The sequence below is a fragment of the Marinagarivorans sp. genome (assembly GCF_982758155.1).
In genome coordinates this window covers 1-20,189 of record NZ_CEXWTU010000041.1, presented here as the reverse complement: position 1 = coordinate 20,189, position 20,189 = coordinate 1, and the positions used below count along the sequence as shown (strand labels likewise).

Annotated in this window: 11 protein-coding genes; 4 read left to right on the top strand and 7 right to left on the bottom strand. The window is 43.7% G+C overall.

Annotated elements, in window-relative coordinates; translation table 11 throughout:
* Nucleotides 1-51: 51 nt before the first annotated feature.
* Nucleotides 52-2,130, top strand: a complete 2,079-nt coding sequence (locus AC3A8L_RS07030; protein ID WP_487961526.1) for a DUF1592 domain-containing protein — start codon at nucleotides 52-54, stop codon at nucleotides 2,128-2,130.
* Nucleotides 2,131-2,144: 14 nt separating this feature from the next.
* Nucleotides 2,145-3,614: a DUF1552 domain-containing protein gene (locus AC3A8L_RS07025; RefSeq protein ID WP_487961525.1), complete on the top strand. Its 1,470-nt coding sequence runs from the start codon at nucleotides 2,145-2,147 to the stop codon at nucleotides 3,612-3,614.
* Nucleotides 3,615-3,777: 163 nt separating this feature from the next.
* Here AC3A8L_RS07025 and AC3A8L_RS07020 read toward each other — a convergent pair whose 3' ends face one another.
* From AC3A8L_RS07020 to AC3A8L_RS07000, 5 genes are all read right to left on the bottom strand, one after another.
* Nucleotides 3,778-5,322, bottom strand: a complete 1,545-nt coding sequence (locus tag AC3A8L_RS07020) for a tryptophan halogenase family protein (protein WP_487961524.1) — start codon at nucleotides 5,320-5,322, stop codon at nucleotides 3,778-3,780.
* Between the two features lie 408 nt (nucleotides 5,323-5,730).
* Nucleotides 5,731-7,314, bottom strand: a complete 1,584-nt coding sequence (locus AC3A8L_RS07015) for a carbohydrate-binding domain-containing protein (protein ID WP_487961523.1) — start codon at nucleotides 7,312-7,314, stop codon at nucleotides 5,731-5,733.
* A gap of 524 nt (nucleotides 7,315-7,838) precedes the next feature.
* A complete protein-coding gene (locus AC3A8L_RS07010; protein WP_487961522.1) occupies nucleotides 7,839-9,305 on the bottom strand; it encodes an alpha/beta hydrolase-fold protein in 1,467 nt (488 codons plus the stop codon).
* 470 nt (nucleotides 9,306-9,775) lie between these two features.
* Nucleotides 9,776-11,143 (bottom strand): hypothetical protein, encoded by a 1,368-nt coding sequence (locus tag AC3A8L_RS07005; protein ID WP_487961521.1) that lies wholly within the window; start codon nucleotides 11,141-11,143, stop codon nucleotides 9,776-9,778.
* 11 nt (nucleotides 11,144-11,154) lie between these two features.
* Nucleotides 11,155-13,992, bottom strand: coding sequence for a c-type cytochrome (locus tag AC3A8L_RS07000; RefSeq protein ID WP_487961520.1), 2,838 nt, complete (start codon nucleotides 13,990-13,992; stop codon nucleotides 11,155-11,157).
* A 466-nt stretch (nucleotides 13,993-14,458) separates the two neighbouring features.
* Here AC3A8L_RS07000 and AC3A8L_RS06995 point away from each other — a divergent pair, with 466 nt between their 5' ends.
* Entirely contained in the window at nucleotides 14,459-17,707 is a 3,249-nt protein-coding gene (locus AC3A8L_RS06995; protein ID WP_487961519.1) for a two-component regulator propeller domain-containing protein, read from the top strand.
* A 4-nt stretch (nucleotides 17,708-17,711) separates the two neighbouring features.
* Nucleotides 17,712-18,407: a response regulator gene (locus AC3A8L_RS06990; protein WP_487961518.1), complete on the top strand. Its 696-nt coding sequence runs from the start codon at nucleotides 17,712-17,714 to the stop codon at nucleotides 18,405-18,407.
* 282 nt (nucleotides 18,408-18,689) lie between these two features.
* On the opposite strand, the gene AC3A8L_RS06985 is transcribed toward AC3A8L_RS06990, so the two are convergent.
* Both AC3A8L_RS06985 and AC3A8L_RS06980 read right to left on the bottom strand, forming a co-directional pair.
* Entirely contained in the window at nucleotides 18,690-19,079 is a 390-nt protein-coding gene (locus AC3A8L_RS06985) for a DUF2750 domain-containing protein (RefSeq protein WP_487961517.1), read from the bottom strand.
* A gap of 36 nt (nucleotides 19,080-19,115) precedes the next feature.
* Entirely contained in the window at nucleotides 19,116-19,976 is an 861-nt protein-coding gene (locus AC3A8L_RS06980) for a YicC/YloC family endoribonuclease (RefSeq protein WP_487961516.1), read from the bottom strand.
* Between the last annotated feature and the right edge of the window lie 213 nt (nucleotides 19,977-20,189).

Genomic DNA, 20,189 nt, shown 5'->3' with positions numbered 1-20,189 from the left:
CTCATTACCCACACTAAAAGCAACGCCAAGCATTTAAAACGGGAGAAAAAAATGGCTATAAGTTTTAAAAAAAGTGTACCCAATAAAATATTTTCAGTGTTTTTATTAGGCGTACATATTTTACTCAGTGGGTGTACCGGAGATCAAATTGTAGATACACCGCCTCCAGAAATTGAAATCCCGGAGCCTGTCCCCGAAGTCATTATTCCCATCGAAAATAGAATTGTCATACCCTACCTACAGATCAATAACGGAGAGTGGTTAAACGCCAACAGTGCGAACCTAATCACTGGAGACTCGCTACTACTTGGCCCACAATGCCCAAATACTAGCACTTGGCGCTGGAACAGTTCCGATAGTATTTTAGCCTCAACACGAGAGCTTCAACTGGACAACCTACAGTTATCGCAAAGCGGGGCATATACCGTTACCTGTGAAGACGGAGCTGGAAACGTAGGAATAGAAATATTTCATCTTTCTATATCAGAGCCAGAAATTTCAGGCCAAACCTTATTTGAAGAACAGTGTGTCGGCTGTCACGGCGATACAGGACAAGGCAACACTCCGTTATTCCAACGATTCACAGACTACAACGGAATAAAGAATCATATCGTTACAACCATGCCGCTAGAAAACCCAGCAGCATGTTTAGATGATTGCGCAGAAAAGATATCCGACTACCTTGTAGATAATTTTTTGGACACTGGCAGTAAAGCAGCCATCACGCAACGACTTAAGCGCTTTCATTACTACAAAACCATTGAATACCTTTTGTCACCACAGGGGATTACCATCAATGGACTTAGCCACCCAGAGGACCCCTATGAGGACGGCTTCTTTATTGGAAATGAAGTCGACCAAACACTCATCTACTCCTATAACCAGAATGCAATAATTCTTGCGAATAGAGTGGTTCAAAACATTAAGAATTCACCCTCTATTATTAACTGCACAACACTGACAGAAACTTGCAGCCAGAATTTCTATCTAGATCTAGCGCAACGCGCTTATAGAAGGCCACTCAGCCAAGAGCAAATAACTCGACTTGACTCGGTATTTTCTCTCGGCCAGGGAAATCCTTCAGAAGGGCTTGGGTATGTCATCGGCTTTATATTGCAATCACCTTCATTCTTATACTATTTAAATACTATCGATAATAACTCTGATTACTCACTTGCGAATCAACTATCCTTTTTACTGTGGAACGAGCCCCCTGACGCACAGCTTCTAGATTCAGCATCACAAAATAGGTTGCGCAACAAATCTGAGTTTGAATTTCAAGTTAATCGGTTACTCAACCACAGCAAAGGCAACCAAGCCATACAGCACTACATTAATCAATGGTTAAGCTTAAATAGAGTCAAGCAGATTGTAAAAGACAACAATAGCCTACCCAATTTTGATAATGAGATACTCTCGAGGATGGATGATGACTTACAACTTTTCATTCAAGAAATTGTTAGCAAAGAGAAAAGCTTCGAGAATTTATTCAGTGGGACTTATCAACTCTCTAACGCATTACAAACGCAAATGCGTAACTTTTCCAACACAATAAAACCCACACGCCAAGGCATATTAACGCAACCGGGCATACTCACCTTTTTGGCAGGCCCCCAACTTAGATCCCCCATCAAGCGAGGGGTATATGTACTCGACAACCTGCTTTGTTATCACTTGTCACCACCTGACAACATCAATTTGGACGCGGTACTTGAAAGCGTTGAGTCCAACGATGGAAACATCAGCCTAAAAGAAAAAATTGCAAACGCAACCAGCAGCCCAGATTGTATGGCCTGCCACGCTAAAATTAACCCATTAGGGTTCGGCTTTGAAAACTACAGCGGTATTGGTCTACCCATACCCAACAGTGAAACCGAAACAACAATAATTTCAGAAACGAGTGCACACAAAGAACAGAAAATTATTTTTAATGGATTAGAAAGCCTGCAAACACAACTTTTGTCATCATCACATTTTTATAGCTGCGCTATTGATAAGGCGTTTTCTTACGCGAACACCATTGATCAACCCAGTGCTGCAACGCTACAAACGATTGAAGATAGCTTTACGTCCTCTGTCGACTTTAAAGATCTATTCCGAAACCTAGCAATGACGCTCGTAGAAAAATGATTGAGGAGAATAAAATGAACCGACGAAATTTCCTAGACATTTGCAATAAGTTCGGGCTTTCATATGCCAGCTTTCCTTTACTGGGCGCATTACCAAGCTTGGCCCATGCGGCAGATTTAGAGATAACGCGTAACAAACGATTTTTGGCCATTTATCACCCACACGGAATGCACCAACCGAGCTGGACGTGCGGCTCTGGCGACAGGCAAGGTAACAACTGGCAGCTCAGTAAAGTACTAGAACCCCTGCAGCCCGTAAAAAATAAAATTAATATCCTTGAAGGAATATCCGGCTATTCGAAATCGTCTGCCGAAAGACATCAACTAGGTATGGTGGGCTGGCTTACCGGTGGAGAATTATTTCGGGAGGGTTACTCCATCGATCAAATAGTTGCCGACCACTGGAAAACCAAACCCCTATTATTAGGCGTTCAAGCCGCCCCGAGGCTGTATAACTTTAAAAGTAACTATGAAAACTTTAGGATCAGCTTTCGTGGCAACGGGGATGCAGGCGCACAAAAAACTAACAACAATCCTTGGTCAGCGTTCAATCAAACGTTTTCGGGATTAACCGATAATTCAGTTGGCCGATTTGCGAGTAATCGCAGCGTGTTGGATGCAGTACTTGAAGAGGTTAACTCAGTAAAGCGTCGCTTAAATACAGATGATTTACACTTATTAGATTTACATCAACAAAATATTCGAGAACTTGAGTGCAAATTGCATGGAATATATTGTGACAACGATATGGCAACCCCAGCACCGATAACCGCATGCCAAATACCGACGATGGCCAACCAACCCAACAACCTCGATAGCTATCTTACACGACAAGAAAATTTTCCGGCTATTGCAAACTTACAAGCCGATATCACGGTTGCGGCCATCGCTTGTAATATCGCCCCCGTTACAGTATTACAATATGCGGCAACAGAAAGCACTCACACTTACTCATGGGTAACGAACGATCAAGGTAAACCTGCTACATCTTCGGACCATCATGAGCTAAGCCATAATATATACACATCAGCAACCGCAAGCAGAGATTTTGCTGCGATTCACCGATGGTACTCAACTCAAGTTGCCAACATTGCGAGCAAACTGGATAACATTGCTGACATAAACGGTAGCGTACTCGACAATACCGTAATGTATTGGGGAACATGCCTGGGAAGCCCTCATGATCACCATCATAGAAACTGGCCATCTGTACTTATAGGTAGCGCCGGCGGTTACTTCAAAACAAACCAATCTTTGGACTTTAGAAAACGAGCTAACGGCCAATGTCACTACGATCCAAGAAATTGTTTTCGCGATTTCATTTCCGACACCTCTCAAACAGATTTGCTCAATACCATTGCAGATTCCTTGGGTTTACCCGTAACAGACTCTAACCCGGTTGTCGGCAATATGACTAACCGAACCAATGATGGCACACATGTTAATAACTCCTATCACGGAGTTATACGAAAACTACAAGCCTAGGGGCGTGCATGAAATAACTTCCCGTTTGTGAATTCCTGAATGCACGCCCCCCTGGGCAGCTAAAATTCTCCCATCATTACGCCTTTAGGGGCGTTAAGGGCGAGACAATAATATTGATAGCACTTATAAAAAGTAAGAATGCCATGATTAAATTTTCTACTAACTATACTTTTGAGAAGTTTTTTGTCTGTAGCGCTTCTATTAACTCTCGATGGCTGGGAAGTTTTTTACAGGCATACTTACCTTTTTGCTGAATATCGATAAATGCACTTCTTGCACTTGCGATACATTCACTGGATCGAGGCCTTGAAGACATGTCCGTCTTAAAACCCATACCATAAAGTACATACTGCCAACTAACTTCGGTAAAGATATCCGCATTTTTATCGAAGTCGAACCGCATTGGTGTTCTAAATTTCCAGCGGTGCAGTAATGTTTTAAGGCTAGCAGGTACACTGCGCGTATTAACATTATCGATCCAAAAATCTGAGTCCCTTCGTTTGCTAATACAATAATGCAGTTTAATAAAGTCAAATGTATTCTCATAACACCGAGCCATTAACTCATTGTATTGGGCGGCTGTTGCATTGGTGTTTTCACCCCAAGGGAATAACGCCGTCAATAGCTCTAGCGATTTTGATATAAAACTAATGCCGGTTGACTCCAGGGGTTCAAGCACACAACCAGCTTCCCCTATTGCCACGCAGTTTTTCACCCAGCTTGCAGGGCGAAATCCAGTCTTGAATGTTTTGGTACTGAGCCTAACGTTTATATTGTTAGCACCCAAATAACGCATCAATATTTTTTTTACTTCCTTGGCACTTATGTGTGCAGAAGAATAGCTGCAGGCAATTTCACGATGGTCTTTAAGCCCGACATCAGATATCCAACCTGCACTGTGCGCCGTTATCGTCGTACATGAAGGAATCGGCGCATCCGGTTCGTCATAGGGTATTTTGGTCGAAATAATGGTGTCGCAAAACAAATTGTCACCATAAGGTTTTAGGGGTGACTTTAACGCAGTCCCAATAAGTTCAGCTCGCGCGCCGGTACCATCAATAAAAAAATCGGCGGATACCGGTGCATTGCGCTCCATAGCAACACTTGTTATATGCCCAGTCTTATTCAATACAGTATTTTTTACACGATCTACAATGCAGTTCACACCTAATTCAAATGCTGTATCACGCAATAAGGCTACGAATTTTTTAACATCCAAATGGTATCCATAGTTAAGCGGCGCGATATAGTCTACATTCGATATTAGCTTGGGGGCGCGATAAGCATCAGCAGCAATTTTTTGGGCAGTATTTACCTCATCCCAATTCACTCCGCGCTTTGGAATTCCAAGCAACCAATACGGGAGCAGCTGAACACCATCAGGCTCTTCGGTATCCTGGAATGAATGGAAATAGTCGTTTACTTTACTCAGACCCAATGAATGCTGCCAATTTACAAACTTTGATCCTTGCTTAAATGTAACACTGCATTTTCGTATAAATGTGGCTTCACTAATACCAATATGCTCAAGAACATTACGAATGTCTGGCAAAGTACCCTCGGCACTAGCGCTACCCATACCCTCTTTGGGTTCTATAACCGTTATTTTTACACTATTTAGCTTATTCCCACCTAAAGACTTGCCTAAATAGCATGCCGTCAGCCAACTTGCTACGCCGCCACCCACAATTATTATTTTTTTAGTCATACTTTTGCCCATCTTTAATTACACGATAAACAACTGATTACGCACAAAACCATTGAGACGCGGCTTTTTGTTATCAGCATATTTAAACTAGCTCCCCTTCTACCCTAGGCAATAGTCTAAATAACGAATATGGATAAAAAATGGGGGGAAAGAGAATATAAAAGCTTACCGAGAAGGTGCTCACATTTTTTTGATTTGGCATTTTACTCAAATAATAAACTTCGGCAATTGGAATAAATTATTGGGAATATTACGGAGAAATGTAGCGATACTGGCGCGGGTAAGCAAACCAAGAAATGGCTGCGTACCGCTAACTTTAGCTAACGATTACTAACGATAGCTATAACAAAAATACGGCACCACAAGGTGCCGTATTACATAAAGAATGTCTGCGCTAAATGAGTTCAATCACTGTACATTAGCATTTAGAATAAATTGATTTTTAACCGTATTTTTTAAAGCGGCGGGGCTATTATGGATAATGTACGCGCCCACATCAGTTAGGTTATCAATATACCCATTACGCGTCATCGAACTTCCTTCCCCGTCGCCCCACCAGTCCCAGTAAAAGCTACTGAGTCCGTTGTCATAAGATTGATCCCAAACCTCTTTATAGGTATTCGGAGTATTACCGTAAGGGCTTGTAAACAAACAAGAATCGACAATCACGGGGAATGGTGAATTCACAATTTCACTCATTGTTTGAGGAATACGATTTGCGTACTCAGAATATAATTGCAATAAGAATAGCGTGTTTCGCAACGGGTCGCTTTCGGATATTTCCTGTCCGTAGCGGTGTAGAGTATCCCAGTTTTGCCCGTACCCGGTTGGCCCCATTTCAATAGGCGATGTATAACCAAGGTCACGTATAACTTTAATGGCATTACGTGCCTCGCTACGCCACAACTGTTGATCCTGGTGGGTAAATTCGCCCCTTGGGTGCAAAATGATGTACTTGGCGTATTTTTGCAAAACCGCTTTCATTTCTGGGTTTGTCCAATCGACACGCGCCACCGCAACATACATTTTTTGATTGACGATAGCCTCATAAAGCAAGCTGTCTAATTCATTACCAATACCGCCCAATATCCGCATAGCGTTAGCACCCGATTTAGCGATTTCTCGAATTTGTGTAACCCCTACATTATTATTTTTTCCACCTTCCCAGGCCACGTCAATCCCCAACGAGGTAATACCGGAGTATACGCCCCATCGATGAACCATTTCCGGCCCACGCAATATGACTTGCTGGCCGTTACCGTCCAACAAATATCGACCAGAGACATGAAGGCCGCCGTTTGCTCCGCTCGAAGGTGTATTTTCGTCAACAATACAAGACTGCTCATTTTCCCAGCCCCAACCATCTCCGTCAGGGTCTGATCCGGCCGTTATACAAGAAGCGACGCTGGTATCATTAATAAAACATGAGCGTTCTTCTTCCCATCCCCAGCCATCGCCGTCAGGGTCCGATTTTCTAAAAGCGCAAATTGGCGTTAAAGGTGTAGTGCTTTTGACAGCGCAATTTATTCCATTTTCAACACCGCTAATATCACCTTCAAAATAAGTGTTTTCTTGAACGCAATCTGGGACAACGACAATCAAAGGCGTAGTGTCCCCAACAACACAAGCCATGCCATTCTCAAAACCAGAAGTGTCGCCTGGCGAATAGGTATTCTGTTGCGAGCAAGTGGGAATAATGACGATGCGCGGTGTATTGTCATTAACAACGCAAACTTGACCATCTTCAAAGCCAACAGTATCGTTTTGCGAATAAGTATTAGGCTGCACACAAGATGGCGTAACAACAATGATAGGTGTGCTTGCGTCCACAATACATTCGACACCATTTTCGACTCCAACGGTATCACCTGCGGTATAGGTATTCGTTTGAACACACGACTGTGGCTCAGTGGTTGTCCCTACAGGAGGCGTCGTTGCACCATCGCAAGCGACTAACGACAACATTAATACAATTCCAAACAAAAATTTCATTAGTAAACACCTCTTATTTTTTTAATTCTAGCGTTAAGCAATAGCAAGCTCTAGACATAAGTTTAATCAGTGAATATGGATGAAAAATGTGGAAATACTCTTTGGTAGAATAAATGCGATAGGCTTAAGGGGCGAGGCAATAATAGTTTGTCCAATTAGACGAGGGAGCCTGTTTTCTCAGCAAGGCGCTCGAAGAGGCGCATGCCTAGGCATGTAACGCTTTGAGCAACGCCGCTGAGGAGACAGGAAACAAGTATTATTGGATAAAGTATTTTTTCCTCGGCCCTAACAACAATATCGTGTAGTTTTTAGAGGCGAGGGAACACTATTTCACCCACTAATACTTGATGTCGACGTCCTTACCTTTGTTGCTCAACGCGGGTAATAGCTCCTCGACATTTTTCTCCTGTAATGTCTAATAAGGGGCCTCCTTGCCCCGATGCGTTATTCTAACAACCGCCCTCCCGGCAGGCCCTATTCCCCTAAATTGGATAAACTATTTTTTCCTCGGCCCTAAAATATAACTATTTAAAACAAATTTTCGAAAAGTTATACAATCCCGGCGACCAGGTATCGCCATTATGACCACCATCAATAACAGACACCCAGATATGATTAATCCCTTTTGCATCAAACATATTATGAACATCCGCGGATGAGGAATGTAGGCCTAAGGAATCTTTCGTTCCCGTTGATAAAAATATTCGCTTAAATTGATTATTTGCAGAATTCGCAGTTAGCGCACTTGCATCCGAGGTGAATGCGGGAGCCAACATCCCCACAAAAGCAAAATAATCTGGATTACCCAACCCAAAACGCATGGACTGCATCCCACCCATCGAATAACCTAGAAGCGCACGGTTACTCTTACCTGTTAAGGTTGAATATTGACTTTCGATATGCGGAATAAGATAGGACTTAAAGTCTTTGTCCCAAAAATCATAGAAGGCTTGTGAATTTACAGAACCGAATAGATCCGACGGTGCATTATCGGGATTCATTGCTCGGCCATTAGGAAATACGACAATCATAGGCTCAATTTTATTAGCGGCATAAAGGTTGTCTAGAATTTCTTGCGGCTTAGAAGACATCCACTCTCGGTGATCACCACCAATGCCATGCAAGGCATAAAGCACAGGATATTTTTTACTCGGGGTATAGTTTGGCGGTAAATACACAGAGGCTTTTCGGCCATTACCACCTGTTTTACCCAGTAAATCATTATCGTAGGTAGTCACCTCTATGCGACCATGCGCAATACCATTATTGTAATTTAAGTAGTTACTTACCGGAATCCACGTGTCGGGGAAAGGTGTTGTTAAAGGGGCTGGTGGAATATTAGCGCTACCGGCCAAACCTTTAATCTCTATAGCCGCCACATTGGCAGAGTCAACACTTGCCGTGAAGTAAATATCCAACTGACCATCGGTTACGGAAATGCCATTTAGGTTAATGGTATTGGCATTATCATGTCCGGATATGGCAAAGGCATCAAAATTTTCGAGTAGGATCTCGCTTTCAATATCGACAGAATAAATTCTATCGCCGACATTTTCCCAAAAAAATTCGCCAGTGTACAGCACAACATCGTAAATGCCGTTATCAACAGGAAAGCTATAGCTAAACGCCCCCCATCTTTCGGTTTGATATAAATTATCGAACGATGTATTACCAATGGCATCGGTAGTTCCACCCAGGCTACCACCTGAATAATAGCGGTCGGCTTCAAATAATTGATTATCAACGACGGCATCAAGCCCCCCAGCATTAATAGCAAAAATTGTTACAAAACTGGTATTTTTCATTGTTGGCGTGCTTGAGCTAGTAGCAGTAGAGGCTGCTAATGAGGATGTTTCCGAACTTATTTCAGTGCTCGTACTGCTGGCTACAAGTTCCTTACTGGATGCACTCGATCCTGAAGTTTGGCCAGTACAACCAGACATTAAAAGTAATATGATTGATGTGCAGAGATAACTCATTTTTTGTTTCATAAATATACCCGAGAGGAGAAACATCAAGTAAGGGGCGAGGCAAAAATAGTTTGTCCAATTAGACGAGGGCGCCTGTATTTGAACACCCTATCTAATAATCTACTTTTGGTTTCACGGTCGTTCCCAAATGCTCATGTATCACTTATACACTGCGTTTCGGAATGTGCTCACCCTTAACCATAAAATGAAAATACAATTTTTAGACGTGCACGGCATAGCTATGCCATACGCGTAGAGACGTTTTTTATTGTGAAGGGGAAAGAAGATGAACCGGTAAGGCACTCACTAGCCGTGCCTTAGGGGCGTGCATGAAATAACTTCCCGTTTTTGAATTCCTGGATGCGCGCTTGCCTTCGTTAAAAATATTTCCAATAGCCGGCTATTGCAAATATTTTCGCCTCGTCAAGCAAGCACCCACAAACCCAAATTCCAGCAACTTATTCCGTGCACTCCCCTTACCGGTTATTACGCTAGCCTTTTATTGTGGCACCAACATGTTTAACTCGACCATTGTCAGTAAAGTTATTGCTTAATGCCTCTGGACTAATACCCAAGGCTACACCTAGCGTTTTAGCCGCGCTGGTATGCGTATCTTCGCGAGGAATATCGCCACCATCGCTGGATGCACCATTATTACTATTAATCCCAGATGCGCCATAAACGCCGTTACCTATCAGCGATACACCGCCAGTAGTTCCTGGATTAATATTTTTACCAATCATTGCCATCACCGAATGATTACCAAAATGATCGCGGCCGTTTCGCTGACTCACTTTTGGCGTGCCACTCAAATCACGTCCGAAGACATTCATCGTTGCAAATGTTGCCCTGTCTTGTAGGTCTAACGAACCCAACGCATCGATAACAGCTTGGATACCCTTAACGCCCGTTTTCGAATTATTGTGGTCTTTACCTTGAAACCACTCATCGTACAAGCCGCCATCCTCATGATTATCCAAACCAAAAGGCACTCGCAAAGTGACAACAGGGGTGACCTTTGCAGAAATTAAAGCAGCCGCTGCCAGCGCCTGGCCAGAAACCCCATCACTGTTAATTGCTGATAACGTAGAAGATAAACTATCGGCCAACAAACGGACTTGGTCTTGACTGTCGGCCATTGCATCTAAAAAGCTTCGCTGCTCAGGTGAGCCGCCATCTTTCAGCAAATCATTCAAGTTATCCAGCGTTTGGTCCCGAATTGAGCGCAGTCGAACTAATGGGCTCGCAGGATTTCCCGTTAATAACTCTTTTAGCTGCAATGGGCTAATGCCGGCTAACGGACGGCCAGAATAAGACAAACGCTCAAGACCGTTGTTTTGCACACCGACAGCAACAGGCTCGGCTAATACTGTACCCAAACACGGTGCCAAGTGTTTTGCGTAAATTGAAGGTAACATCTCATTGTTCGATGTTTTTCCCATTAGCTTCATCGACTTTGGATGGTCACCGTGTACCGTTGCCGACGTGATGTGGTGAAAAAAGTTAGTACGCGCACGCACCGATTCATTTAAATCGCCCCAGATCGCAGCCGCACGAATATTTTTAGATCCCCAGCTTAAATTGGTTGCTGCAAATTCTGTTTTATTCGGGTGAATAACCGCAGGGTTTTCGTATGTTCCCGGTACGTTACAGTTAATAGGACAGCCGGCACTTGATGCACTGACCACCAAAAACTGTGCGCGCCCTAAGTTGGTAATTGCACACTCTAGGTCGGCCGCCATTGCAGCCCGAGGGTTTGCCAAAAACCAAGCCGGCAAGCCTGTTGCCATTGCACGAATACCTACATGCCCAGCACCAAAGAGGCCCGTCAATAAAAGATTACGTCTTTTAATATTCATGATTATTCCCCTTATATTCCCATTGCTGTTGAAGTCGGTGACTGGCAAGCCGCCGAAAACGTAGACCGTAAGGCATCAGTACTACTACTTGACGCTTTAGCCGTGTTGTAATGATCCTTGAGTAGATTGACCACACCCACATGTTTTGGATCACTTGTGGGCATGCCCATCACCGTCGATACCATTTCCTCAATGGCACTATCAACATTACCGCTAGAGAACACCTGTTTGTTTCCGTCGACGACTAACTCTGCAACATATTCACACAGCAGCTCACTACCGCCGCGATAAAAGATATTGGGTGAAGCTGCCGTTACCGGTTCTGCTACACCACGACTAAAACTGTCGTAAGGTAACGCGCCAGCTAATCGTCCAGCCTTAGAGTTATTCATAATTAAGTTCATGCTCAATTGACAAACATCGGGGATATTCAAGCGTGAGGATAATCCCTGACATAATTGATCGCGCCTTACAATGCTCAGCTCTATACCGTCTTCTTCAAACGTTTTTGTCGATGCCGCCATAGTGACTAATGGCGATGAATATAAGTCGACAACTAGATCTTTGAACTTAAACCCACCCGCCTCAAATTCACGTGCTACACGGCGAAATTCAGGATCATCTTCAACACAACGGGTAGAGTTAGCGAAGTAACACAGCTTCTGCGTCATTTCGAGTGCAAAACGGCTAATAGGGTCGCCAGATACACGTTCATCAACTACTTGCGCAATAAATTGACCAAACTCTTTGAGTGTTCTTCCGTTGGCGGTAACGTTTTCAAAACCAAAGCTAGGCTGTGGTCCAGCACCATTTCTACCGCTAGGCTTATCGTTATTGAAGTATGAATTTTCAAAAAATTGCTTCATGGGATCTAAGCTTTTATGGCAGGCATAACATTCCGAGGAATCCACTGCATGTGCACCATCTACCGCAGCAGTATTTGGCGGTACAGGTATGCTTTGCGATGCATTCGTAAAGCCTTGGCCTAGCGCAACTAATAATGCTTGATTTACCGTTACCCGGTGCGCATTACTGTCGTTGGTATTCCATTTCGCCAAAAATGCAGGTGTAGTAAAAAAGCTAATTCGCGGTGCAATAGACGGCAAACGATTACCAGAATCACGCAGCTTAATAAGCTCCCAAGGTTCTATACGGGCACCATTCACGATCTTGGTCATTTTCCAATCGCTTAAGAATTCTGGTGTGAAATACGGTTTAATGGCGCGTTCCCAACAACCCGTATTTTTAGTATCCCGCTTAGTGCTGCCTAATAACACATGGAAAAGATATACGTTACCGGGGAAATTACCTTCTTTACCGGTATTGCCTGTACAACCATCGTCATTGAATGTTCGTGATGTTGTTATTGTGCCCGGTTTTGCATAACCGAAACGCATAAAGTCAGCATGATTGGGGTTTAAGGTGTCCTCTAAGCGTGGGCGTCGACCATAATTAAACTTCCAACGCATTACTTTACTGTCGGACTCGGTATCCCAGTTAGCCTCAATTTGCATATATAGACTTTTAAGTGCTGTCGTCATCATTATTTCGTCGGTATAAAGTAGCTCCTCAAAAGACCGACCCGTTTTAGCGAAGTGCAATGCGGTACGAGCAAAACTTTCATTCATGTTTTTGAAGAGCATAGGAAATGCAGAATCACCATACATGCCATACGATAAATTTAACGCGCCCGGACGGTTACGTAATTGATACCAAAATTGACTAACGTCCAACCCTGTTTGCTGAAAAGTATTCGAGAAGAAAAAAATCATTTTCTCGTCAAATTCCGGTGTATTCACCCATTCACTAACCAGCTTTTCCATTTCCGTTTTACTGCTAACGTTAGTGGAAAATTCCATATTCGTCGGAGCCATCCCCGTCAAAATATTCTTAACTTTTCGGATGGTGCTCTGCGCTGGTAACGGTTGCGTGAAACCACCACTGCTGACTGTTTCAGTACCGTCCCTATAGCCATTGCGCATAAATGCCGTTACGGCGGTGGCACAATCAATGTCGCAAGTCGCTGGCGTACCTTTAGGCATAGCCTGTGCAATATATTGGCTCAAGGCCACGTCAGTGCCATAAGCCGCTAAGTCGATGTCGTATAATCCCATCCCATCAAGACCACTTACCACCTCATCATCGTGACAAGAAGCGCACTGTATTTGGTAAAGTGTTTTTCCCGCCGAGAGTAACTCACTGGCGCTTTGAGGACAGCTCGCGGTAACTACGCCATTACCCTCAACCGATAGGCTATCTATATTTCCAAGCCCTTCAGCAACCGTGGCAGACAATACCAATGTGTTTTTGCCTTCAGCAAGTTCTATGGTTGCAGTTTCGGAACCCCAAGCTTCCCAATTCCCCGTAGAGGCGAACGGTATTCCCATTGCTTTAACCGAACCGTTAACAGAAACCTGCGCAACTCGATTGGTCGTATTGCCGTTGCTATAGCGCCATTCAAGCGAAACCGTTGTAGGCTGGGTGACCGCTAAACTCCAAGTCACCGAAGCGCCTACGGCGTTGTCAACATTACTATATCCTTCACCCGTAAAACCTGGCCGGTCGGATTCAATAACACCCGCTAAACCGCAAAATCCTGCCGTATTTTCCTGTATAAGCAACTGAGCCGCAGCCGCAGAAGATACTTGCTGCGCCGACGACACGACATTATCCGCCGAGCTGGAAACGGCAGTTACAACCGAAGATGAGCTTGTTGCAATATCACCAGTGCAAGCCCCTAAAGTGAGCGCAAGCCCCGCTACTGCTGTAGCGCCCATTATGTGGGGGGCTGGAATCCAAGCCACCCCGTTCAATAGCCGCAGATAAGATTTACTTTTATTGTTATTCATCACAAACCCCTTAGTCTGTTTGCTCGTTGCCCGTTGGCACACACTTTGTCAAGCGCTCAGCCATACGGATATAGAACCTAGGAAAGCACATGTTATAAATTGAATATGGAGCAAATATGTGGAATTCCGGCAAGCAAGCACATTTGAGACAGGGTTAACATATCGTTTAAAAGTCTACGAAGAAGTTACAATTATCAAAATATAAAGGCACACTGGAGCAATCAAACTAACCGCTCAACCCCCTTGGCACGCAAAAGAAATGAACGCAAGCTATACTGCTATATTGATAAAATTTCTGGTGATCAGCATTTTCAAACAAAATTACCAAGCAACCCAAAAGACAACATTAACGCTTACAACTTTAACCTATATTCGATGAAGGGTTATTCTTACTAAAATTAAAGGATGTAAAGCAAGGCCATTAGCACAGGGAGCCGTAGGGTTATCAACCCAGTAAGTAAACCATTTGAGAATCTATAAGAACCGTGAATACGCCATGCGCTATCTTTTGACGCTATTGATCACCTACTTTTCTTTATTTGTACCCATTAGCCTCGGTAATTCAAAACCTAACTTTCGCTTTGAACATCTTTTTGAAAACCTAAACGCCAGCCATCGTCCCATAGGTTCATTTTTTAATATTTTAAAAGATCAAGATGGAATGATTTGGTTAGGCGGGGAACAAATTTATCGCTTTGATGGGATAGAAGTTCAGCAATACCCAAAAACTAACAGCCAGCAACATAGCACCTGCGCTAGCTACCTTCATGGCATGGCACTTGATCACTCCGGCGTTATTTGGTTATCGACCGAATTAGGTGTGTGCTATTTCGACAAAAGCCAGGACAACTTCATCCCCTTCGAGCTTTTGTCACAAAAAAAACACCTCACAACCACAAATACTATTACCGTTGATTCTAACAACAAAATTTATATTGGCATGCCTAACGAAATTGCCATAGTGTCCGCTGATAGAAAAAATATTGACTTCCATACAGTTCAGCCCGCCGAATCGTTTGAAGGCGACAATAATGAATTTCATAATATTTTTATTGAATCTGACGATTCAATTTGGATCGCTAGCCTATATTCAGGTTTGATACATTTCACGCCAAGCTCTGGTGCAGTTCGGCGATTCATGAACACCCCTGAAACACCCAATGCCATTCCCAGCAATGATGTTCGCGATATAGCGCAAGATAAAGAGGGGTACCTCTGGTTTTCTATGGGGCAAGGAGGCATTAGTAAATTAAATCCTAACCGCACAGAAATGACACACTACTACGATGGAACAAAAACGAAAAACTCACTATCAGTGTGGAGTTTATTTATCGATAGTGAAGACCGCCTTTGGGCAAACACTAACGGACGAGGATTAATGGGTTACGACCCGAATTTGGATTTATTCTTTCACTACAGCCACAACAGTAACGACAGGGAAAGCATTGGCTCAAATAAAACCGTTGTCACCGTCGAAGACCACGATAATAATCTATGGGTAAGCCTATACCCTTCAGGTATAGACATCATCAATAGGCATAACACTCACATAAAAACCTATAAAAAAATCCCCCATACAAAAAATACATTGAGTGACAGTAATATTCTTCGTGTATTTATCGATAGCCAAAATAATATATGGGTAGGCACTGAAGGAGGCCTTAATCTTTTTTTGCCAGAAAGTAATAGCTTTATTAATTACTCCGCGCCATCACCAGACCATTGGTCCATCAATAACAGCCCAATAACCACAATAAGAGAAAAAAACGCTGATGAGCTTTGGATTGGAACCTGGAGCGACGGACTTTACCTTGTTAATAAAGCAAGTGGCTCGGTAAAACATTACGCTACCACAATCCAAACCCGAGAGGATAAGCGCAATGATACCGTCGACTCAGATTATATTTGGGACTCAATAGAATATGGCGACAAAACGCTGTTTACTACTGAAGGGAAAGCTGGCCTTATGGTTTTTGACCATAAAACAGAGACTTTTTCGCGAGAAAAATTCAAAGATTCTGGACACCCACTGACCATATCGCACGCTTACTCTTTACTGCGTGATGCAAAAAATAATTTGTGGGTTAGCTCCGTAGAAGGGCTATACCGAATAGATGGCAAAGAACCCATACTGTATTCCAACCGAACCCCCATCAATAACGAAAGCATACCAAGCTTTCGCATTCGCAGCCTGCATGAAGGCAAAGATGGACGAATTTGGGCCGGCACAGAGGATAACGGCGCGTTTATTTACGACTATGCCAGCAATAGCTTTACCCAGCTGGGAGAAGCCCAAGGATTACCCTCAATCAGCATTGCCTGTATCGCAGAGACGAGTGATGGCTTTATTTGGCTGTTCAGTCAAAATGGCATAATTAAGGTTGACCCTCAAACACTGGCTACCACAACATACAACAATGCTAACGGTTTAATCAGCAGTAACTTTAACCGTACCTCTTGTCTTATCGACAAAAATGACAATATTTATGCTGGAGGCGCAGAAGGTTTAAGTCTTTTTAACGCCAAAGATATTACCAACACCAACGACGATTTCCCAGTTCATATTACCTACTTAAAAACATTTAACGAGCAAGATGCAGGACATCAAACGTCTACGCAAAATATTCTTTACCACGAGAAAATTAGCCTCAACCATCACCAGCGCATGTTTGCGATTGGTTTCGCGGCCTTAAGTTATTCGCTGGCTCAATGGAATGAGTACGCCTACAAACTCGACAACTTCGAAAATGAGTGGAATTACTCCCGCAACGGAAATTCTGCGACTTACACCAACATTCCACCAGGAAAATACACCTTCCTGGTAAAAGGTAGAAGTAGCGATGGCCGCTGGAGCAAAAATATTGATGCACTGACAATCGACATTGCAACGCCGCCATGGCTTTCATGGTGGGCTTACAGCCTTTACGCTAGCCTTACGGCATTCCTACTTTACACAGCTATTAGGCTAAAAATTAGAAAAGATGAACGGGATAACATCAACGCCATCAATGTCGAAAAAATTCGCTTAAACAAAGAAAAAGAAGAAATGCGAAACAATTTTATCGCCGATGTTTCACATGAGCTTCGGACACCACTCGCAATTTTGACTGGCGAAATGGAAGCGATTGTTGACGGAGTAAGGCCGCTATCAACCGCTTCGCTCGAATCACTCAACTGCGAGGTACGCATTGTCAATAAATTAGTGACGGACCTCTTTGATCTCTCGCTTTTTGATACCAGCGATTTAAGCTACGACATGCAGCCACTCGATATTATGACGCCAATCACCCAAGCCATTGCCATGATGTACAACAAATTGGACGACAAGGGCATTCACGTACAACTTCAAGCAAGCGAAGCGCCGTATAACGTCACTGCCGATAGCGACAGGATGATGCAGCTTTTTTTAAACCTGCTGGAAAACTGTTATCGCTATACCTTCAACGATGGACAAGTGATTATTTTCGTAAAAAGAGAAGGTCGTAAAATTGTGATCACAATAGACGATTCAAAACCCAGCGTCTCACCCGAAAATATTGAACATATATTCCAGCGATTTTATAGAGAAGAAAAATCAAGGAATAGAGCCAGTGGCGGCAACGGCTTAGGGCTTTCGATATGTAAAAACATAGCCGACGCACATAATGCAAAAATTACGGCGGTCCCGTCCAACATCGGCGGTTTATGCATCACCCTTGAATTTGATGGTAGCTAACACTATGACAAACTCAAATACTCCGACCCAAATATTAATCGTGGAAGACGAACCCAAATTAGCGCAGCTAATGATTGACTACCTCGAAAGGGAAAGTTACAAAACCCACTGGCTTGAAAATGGGTTAGATGCTATTCAATACATTAAACAACAGACGCCGTCGCTAATCCTTCTTGATGTTATGCTCCCAGATCTAAGCGGCTTCGAAATTTGCAGTGAAATACGTAAAAGTTTGCAAACACCCATTGTGATGGTTACAGCAAGAGGGCAAGAAAAAGACCGGCTTAAAGGATTTGATTTAGGTGTGGATGATTATATTTGTAAACCGTTTAGCCCCAGAGAACTTGTTTCGCGGGTGAAGGCTATTTTAAAAAGAGTGGGACCGATTGAGGCCAGCCATAACACTACAACCTCTAAGTTATTGATTGATGCAGAAACATATTCGGCCATACTGTACGATACAGCTTTAGACTTAACACCTCTAGAATTTAGGCTTCTCGCCGCGATGGCACAACGCCCCGGACGTGTATTTTCACGCAACGAACTATTACTCAAAGCACACGAAGACAACCGGCTGATTAACGATCGTGCGATTGACAGCCACATTAAAAACCTACGTAAAAAACTCAAAGATGCCAACAATGGAAACGATCCATTAAAATCCATTTACGGGGTCGGGTATAAATTCGAATTCGAGTAGTTTGGGGTCGGAGCAATAATAGTTTTTTTCGTGAAAGCAAGGAAAGCCAAGCCGTTAACTGCAGCTTCCCTCACTGGTATTTTGCAAGATACCCCCTGGGTCAGGGTAGTTGCCACCACAACCTAAGGGGCGTGCATTAAATAACTTCCCGTTTTTGAATTCCTGGGCGCATGCTTGCCTTCGTTAAAAATATTTGCAATAGCCGGCTATTACGCCATATTTTCGCCTCGTCAAGCAAGCACCCAAAAAACCAAATTCCAGCAACTTATTCAGTGCACGCCCCTAAAAAGAACTCGACAGCGCATCTTGCAAATCGCTCTTAACTTCTGAAGGTGTCATCACCCAGATATCGTCACCGGGCCCAGGAAACACACCTACACTTAATTTGTCTCCTTCTAAGCCAGAAACCCACTTCATAAAAAAGTCTGGCAGAGAGATATTTTTGGGGGTTAGTACTTCATCTGATGCCTTGCTGTATTCAAGGGCAAGCTCTTCGTGGGGCCAAACAGGCAAAACCTCTTCGCCCGAATCATCGGACGCTATTTTTAGGAATTCCTGGTTATTATTGATCAATATCCAAATCTCACGCTCTTGCGCGACAGCATCCAGAAAAAAATCGTAACGTTCTTCACCCTCGAGGGTTTTAACATACTCTAAGTCATTACTGTTCATGATGGGGGTAAACCTTTTGTTCAGGAATTGTGAAAGTTATTCGATGTTCTGCACTTGCTCGCGCATCTGTTCAACCAAAACTTTTAGCTCAACCGCTACTTGCGTTACGCCACTGGCTATCGCCTTGCTACTCAAAGTATTCGCTTCGCGATTAAATTCTTGCATTAAAAAATCTAACCGGCGCCCTACTGGGCCTTCTTGCTTGAGTGCCCGCTGCGTTTCTACAATGTGGGTATCTAAACGATCTAGCTCTTCTGCCACATCAGATTTTTGCGCAATAATCACTAACTCTTGCGCTAGCCGATCTTTATCGACTTCCACCTTTAAAGCTTCGAGCTTTTGGCTGAGTTTATCTTGTTGCGCGGCCGTTAAAGCGGGGAGTTCTGTGCGAAGTGTAGCAACATGCTCGCTGATGGCGGTGAGCCTATCTTGAATATGTTGCGCTAAACCTAAGCCTTCGCGAGCGCGACTGCTCTGGAGGTCTGTTAAGGTTTTTTGTAGTATCGCATTTGCTGCTTCTAACAAAGTATCGGCATCAAGCTCGTTAGCTTGCAGTATGCCCGGCCAGCGCAGCGCCTCGAGAGGATTAACCGGCGCGGGATTCGGCACCTTGCTGTTCACAGCGCTTAAAAGCTGCACCAAACCACTTAGCGCCTCTGTGTTAATTTGCGCGCTGTCGTTGTTTTCCTGTTTTAAAAAGAAAGAAACTTCGACCTTACCGCGACTTAGCGCTTTTTTAATTTGCTCGCGAAAATCGCCTTCGGCTGCACGCAAGCTATCGGGCATACGAATTGAAGGCTCTAAATAACGGTGGTTAACACTGCGAATCTCGCAGCTTAAGCGCCCCCAAGAGAATTCCTCTTCAGTGCGTGCAAAACCCGTCATGCTGTGGGTCATATTTTATCTCCAAATACCGTAGTGTGGACTTACGCGGCAGTAACCCTGCATTGCGCACAAATTCTGGCCGCATTTTAGCATAGGCTTGGGCTACGCTCTTTGGGCTGGCATAATGCAGCGCACCACCTGTGAGCCACTAACGCTCGCAGGTCCGTCACTACTATACGAGACAGTTATAATGCAAAGCCCTAGCGGCCGCACCCCCGACCAACT